This is a genomic window from Polaribacter sp. (genome assembly GCF_965656025.1).
Taxonomy (GTDB): domain Bacteria; phylum Bacteroidota; class Bacteroidia; order Flavobacteriales; family Flavobacteriaceae; genus Polaribacter.
Map to the genome: position 1 here is coordinate 21728 of NZ_CBFHJT010000018.1, position 3947 is coordinate 25674.

Annotated in this window: 4 protein-coding genes and 1 pseudogene; all 5 read left to right on the forward strand. The window is 29.4% G+C overall.

Annotated features, from left to right (window positions below):
• The coding region (gene purH / locus ACTG3S_RS05135; RefSeq protein ID WP_439128297.1) for a bifunctional phosphoribosylaminoimidazolecarboxamide formyltransferase/IMP cyclohydrolase at nucleotides 1-1008 on the forward strand (1008 nt) is incomplete at its 5' end.
• 78 nt (nucleotides 1009-1086) lie between these two features.
• Nucleotides 1087-2115: a rod shape-determining protein gene (locus ACTG3S_RS05140; protein ID WP_439128298.1), complete on the forward strand. Its 1029-nt coding sequence runs from the start codon at nucleotides 1087-1089 to the stop codon at nucleotides 2113-2115.
• Between the two features lie 19 nt (nucleotides 2116-2134).
• On the forward strand, nucleotides 2135-2962 hold the full coding sequence (mreC, locus tag ACTG3S_RS05145) for a rod shape-determining protein MreC (RefSeq protein WP_439128299.1): 828 nt from the start codon (nucleotides 2135-2137) through the stop codon (nucleotides 2960-2962).
• Complete coding sequence (mreD, locus tag ACTG3S_RS05150) at nucleotides 2955-3458, forward strand: rod shape-determining protein MreD (protein WP_439128300.1); 504 nt, start codon at nucleotides 2955-2957, stop codon at nucleotides 3456-3458. Before mreC ends, mreD begins: the two co-directional genes overlap by 8 nt.
• Nucleotides 3458-3947, forward strand: a pseudogene (locus tag ACTG3S_RS05155) (penicillin-binding protein 2); the annotation flags it as partial. The gene mreD and the pseudogene ACTG3S_RS05155, both read left to right, overlap by 1 nt.

The window sequence follows — 3947 nt, forward strand, 5'->3', positions numbered from 1 at the left end:
AAATTTGCGGCAAAATCTTTTAATATATCCTCACATTATGATACTGCAATTTTTAACTATTTTAATGCAGATGAAGAACCGGCATTAAAAGTTAGTGAAACAAAAGCGCAAGTTTTACGCTATGGTGAGAATCCACATCAAAAAGGATATTTCTTTGGAGATTTAGAAGAAATGTTTGATAAACTACATGGTAAAGAATTAAGTTACAATAACTTATTAGATGTAGATGCTGCAGTAAATTTAATAGAAGAATTTAAAGGAGAAGCACCAACTTTTGCCATTTTAAAACATAACAATGCTTGTGGTTTTGCTCAAAGAGATACTATAAAACAAGCTTACGTAGATGCTTTAGCAGGAGACCCTGTTTCTGCTTTTGGTGGTATTTTAATTGCTAATACAGAAATTGATGCTGCTACAGCAGAAGAAATTCATAAATTATTTTGTGAGGTAGTTATTGCGCCAAGTTATTCAGAAGAAGCATTAACAATCTTAAAAGGAAAAAAGAATAGAATTATTTTAATTCAGAAAGAAGTAGCGCTACCAAAAACAACCATTAGAACTTGCTTAAATGGTAATTTAGTGCAAGACAAAGATAATGTTACAGATCAATTAGAAGATTTAAAATACGTTACCAACAATAAACCAACAGAAAGCGAGTTAGAAGATTTATTATTTGCATCCAAATTATGTAAAAACACAAAATCTAATACTATTATTTTAGTAAAAAATAAGCAGTTGTTAGCTGGTGGAACTGGACAAACAAGTAGAGTAGATGCATTAAATCAAGCCATAGAAAAAGCAACCAGTTTTAAGTTTGATTTAAACGGAGCAGTAATGGCAAGTGATGCATTTTTTCCTTTTCCAGACTGTGTAGAAATTGCTGATAAAGCAGGCGTAAAAAGTGTTATTCAACCAGGTGGTTCTATTAAAGATCAGTTAAGTATAGATTATTGTAATGATAACGATTTGTCTATGGTAATGACTGGTACAAGACATTTTAAACATTAATAATTTATAGTGTATTTACAATCAGAAATTTAGTAAGTTTGTAATACATTAGTTAAAATAATACAACAAAGATATTTTATGGGTTTTTTTGATTTTATGACGGAAGATATTGCGATTGATTTAGGGACCGCAAATACGTTGATAATCCACAATGGAAAAGTGGTGATAGACAGTCCTTCAATTGTTGCAAGAAATAGAATTACCGGAAAAATCATTGCCATTGGTAAAGAAGCCAATTTAATGCAAGGAAAAACCCATGAAAATATCAAAACAATACGTCCATTAAAAGATGGTGTAATTGCAGATTTTCAGGCTTCTGAAGAAATGATAAAAGAGTTTGTAAAACAAATTCCTTCTATTAAAAAGAAATTATTTCCACCTGCATTACGAATGGTTATTTGTATTCCTTCTGGAATTACAGAAGTAGAAAAACGTGCTGTACGCGATTCTGCAAAACATATGAATGCTAAAGAAATTTATCTAATTTACGAACCAATGGCAGCAGCAATTGGTGTAGGTATAGATATTATGGAGCCAAAGGGAAACATGATTATAGATATTGGTGGAGGTACTACAGAAATTGCTGTAATTGCATTAGCAGGTATTGTTTGCGATCAATCGGTAAAAGTTGCTGGAGATTTATTTACAAATGATATTATGTATTACATGCGTACGCAACATAATTTACATGTTGGAGAAACCACAGCAGAAAAAATAAAAATAAGTATTGGTGCAGCAACAGAAGATTTAGAAAGTCCGCCAGAAGATATGTTAGTTCAAGGTAGAGATTTACTAAGTGGTAAACCAAAACAAGTACAAGTTTCTTACAGAGAAATTGCAAAAGCATTAGACAAATCTATTTTAAGAATAGAAGATGCTGTTATGGAAACTTTATCTAAAACGCCACCAGAATTGGCAGCAGATATTTACAATACAGGTATTTACCTAGCAGGTGGTGGGTCTATGTTAAGAGGTTTAGACAAAAGATTGTCTCGTAAAACAGATTTACCAGTGTATGTAGCAGAAGATCCTTTACGTGCTGTTGTTCGTGGTACAGGTATTGCTTTAAAAGAATTAGATAAATACAAAAATGTATTAATGAAATAAAAACGTACTAGTTTTAAAAATGCAACAACTTATTTACTTTTTTCAAAAGTTTAAATATTTTTTATTCTTTTTGTTGTTGCAATTTATTGCTTTGGCAATTACGTTTAACAATCTTAGTTTTCAAAAAAGTAAATTTATAAATTCTGCCAATGCTGTTTCAGGTGGCATATATTCTCAAGTTTCTAACATTTCTGATTATTTTAATTTAAAATCTGAAAATGAACTTCTTTTAGAAGAAAATACCCGTTTGCGCAATCAATTAGATTTCAAAAATAATAGCAGTTTAGATAAAGATTCTGTTGTTATAGATTCGACCTTATATTTTCAAAAATATACTTTTTTAAATGCAAAAATTATAAAAAATAGTTACGCAAATGCGTTTAATTTTTTAACCATAAATAAAGGGAAAAAGCAAGGTGTAGATAGAGAAATGGCGGTTATTAATAGTAAAGGTATTATAGGTATTACAGATAATTCTACTAGTAATTATACACGTGTTCAATCAATTTTAAATAAAAACAGTAGCATAAACGCACGCTTAAAAAACGAACGTTATTTTGGTTCCTTAAAATGGAATGGAGAAAACTATAACATTGTGCAACTGACAGACATACCAAGACAAGCGCCAATAAAGGTCGGTGATACCATAGAAACAGGAGGTAGGTCTGCTATTTTTCCAGAAGGAATTTTAATTGGATCAGTAATAAAAGTAAATAATACAAACACGGTAAACAATACAATAGATGTTCAGTTATTTAACGATATGAGTAATTTAGGAGCTGTATATGTAATTAAAAACTTACATAAATTAGAATTGCAAACCTTAGAAAACACGGTAAATGAATAAAAGACTTTATTTTACTTTATTGTTTTTAATTCTCGTGTTTTTACAGGTGTTTGTGTTAAACAATATTTTGTTTTTAGGTTATATTAATCCCTATTTGTACATAGCTTTTATTTTTTTATTTCCATTAAATAAAGACAGATTTCTTTTTTTGTTTTTATCTTTTTTATTGGGGTTAAGTGTAGATATGTTCTCAGATTCTGGTGGTATACATGCATTTGCAACCTTAACTATTGCTTATATTAGATTATTTTTTATAAAATTATACTTTAGAAAATACGAGGCAGATTATCCTTTTTTCGATATTCATATAGAGTCTTTTGGCAAAGTTTTTAACTATGTGGTAACTTTAACAGTAATTCATCATTTTATCTTATTTACTTTTGCTAACTTTAGTTTTCAAAATATTACGAGCGTACTATTAAACACACTTTTTTCAAGTATTTTTACGTTAGTATTATATTTCTTAGCAACTTTTATTTTTACTAAAAAACAATAATGCAAAAAGGTTTTTTACTTTATTTTCTAATCACAGCAGTGTGTTTAGTGTTTATAGGACGTTTATTTCAACTTCAAATTTTGAGTGGAGATAATTATGACCCTATACACAGTGCTGCAGTAAAAATCGAGTACGATTATCCTGAACGTGGATATATTTACGACAGAAATGGAAAGTTATTAGTGGCAAATCAACTTTCTTATGATGTTATGGTGCAACCCAATCAAGTAAAACCATTAGATACATTAGAGTTTTGTAAGCTTTTAAAGATTTCTAAAGATGATTTTTTAAAACGATTTGAAAAGGCGAACAATTTTGCACCTTATTTGCCTTCGGTATTTTTAAAACAGTTGGCAAAGGAAGACTTTGCTTTTTTACAAGAAAAACTGTATAAGTTTCATGGTTTTTATATTCAAAAAAGAATTATTAGAGAATACCCAATAAATGCAGCTGCTAATGTTTTAGGATATATTGGAGAAGTTAATGAGG